Source organism: Halanaerobium saccharolyticum (assembly GCF_003053565.1).
GTDB classification, from domain to species: domain Bacteria; phylum Bacillota; class Halanaerobiia; order Halanaerobiales; family Halanaerobiaceae; genus Halanaerobium; species Halanaerobium saccharolyticum_B.
In genome coordinates, this window is record NZ_QAXS01000079.1 from 1 (window position 1) to 1863 (window position 1863).

Consider the following 1863-nt stretch of genomic DNA (forward strand, 5'->3'; position numbering starts at 1 on the left):
GATTGCACTGCGAAAAGTCTAAAATAATTCAAAAAATAAAAATCTTAAAAATTAAATACTGGTATTAGGACATCTGTCCGGTGATATCTAAAGAAATATTATCCCAGAACCATATATCTAATCCTGGAGTGAGCCTTTTAAGTGCATATTCCCGGTTTTGATTTCATTTTTAATGCTCTGACTAGCTGTTTTAAGTTGTAGCCGATCATTTTGTACACACTACTGCATTTAGCTTTGAGCAGTCCTGTGACTTTGAATTTATCAAGTCCCTGTGCTCTTTTAAGGGCAGAGAATGTTCCTTCAACTGCAGCTCTTGAATTTTTGATTTCTTGATATTCTTCACCGGCCAGTTTGGCTCTCAGTTTATCTCTATCATGTCGTTTTTGAGTAAACCTGACAGTCATTGATTTTTTCTGTTCACTAACAGGACACTTTGATCTAAATTCACAGTCTTTGCAGGTCTCTTTATCAAACCAGGCAGCATAGGTATCACTGCTTTCAAGATACTTATCTCGTTCAGGTTTTTGTCCCATTGGACAGGAGATTATCCCCTGCTTATCAGACAGTGTAAAATTAGCAGTAGAATATTTAGGATTTCTACCGGTTAATTCAGTTGGAATAATTTCAGTCTCAGTCTTTAAAGATGATTTGACAGAATCAGAACCATAATATGCACCATCAACTACAAGTTTATCAACTGGAGCTTTAATATTAATTTCCTCCAGTCTATCATTTAAAAAATCAACATCACTGTTAATATTAGGTTCCACAGAAACATCTGTAATCATCTGAACAGGATTATCTGGAGATGCTGTCTCACTGATATTACATGAATATCCCTGATGAGACTTTAAACCCTTTTTGCGAAATGTTGCATCTTCATCATTTGGATTTTGTAGACTGGAAGATTCTATTTCAGCATCATCTTTTGCTTTAAGCTGGGAGCTGGTTTCTACTGACTGTTCTTCTACAACCCTACAAAGGTGATGATAAACTCTGGTATCATTGATACTGTCATCATTTTTAAATATCTGTTTGACAGAATTTAGTTTACCCAGAAGATTATTTAGAATATCTTCTTTTTCATGGTTATTTAGGTATTCAGAAAAACTATCATCAAGAATCTGAAGAATGTTTTTGTGGATTTTGTTCTTTTGAGATTTAGATAATTCTCTGACAAAATTCTCAAAAACCTTACGCATTAACTGAATTCTGGAAAGATGCTTTATGTTAGCTTTTACCATCGTAGAATCCATACGCTGAATATCTGTATCAAGTTCAGCAACCTCTAAAAATTCAGCAAGCAGTTCGTTAAAAATTTCGTCCAGAGGATTTTCACCTGTTTCAGCCATGTAATCAACCAGATTTTCACGAAAATCATAGATAGTCCTCATACCTAAAGTTAACTGTCCGGCTCTTTTTAAGCCAACAGCTTTCATAAAACGGATATCACAGTGAAAAGAAGCTAAAAGTTCTTTATCGCTGAGATCAAGGAGATGTTTTAGAACTTCAAGTGAGGTAATTACTTTAACAGGGAAACATGGTCTGCCTTCGTCTTCAGAATACATGTCAGCAAATTTATATTCATCAATATTATCGAAAATATGGGTTTTGAATTTACCAGGCCAGCCCTGATCCAGTTCTTCAACAATAGATTTAGGTAAATTAACGTCAAAATCACCAAAAGCAACACTTTCATCTTCTTCATAGGGTTTAAACATGATTATCACTCCATAGCTTAATGATGCTTTAATTATATCATATTTAAGCATAGATGCCCAGGTTTAAAGGCTTTGTTTTAGCAATATTTTTGTAAATTTAGTTCGTTTTGAATTATTTTAGACTTTTCGCAGTGCAATCATA

Annotated in this window: 1 protein-coding gene; it reads right to left on the reverse strand. The window is 34.1% G+C overall.

Translation table 11 applies throughout. The features are described from left to right. Positions 1–137 precede the first annotated feature (137 nt). Complete coding sequence (locus C8C76_RS14925) at positions 138–1721, reverse strand: transposase (protein WP_181248251.1); 1584 nt, start codon at positions 1719–1721, stop codon at positions 138–140. Between the last annotated feature and the right edge of the window lie 142 nt (positions 1722–1863).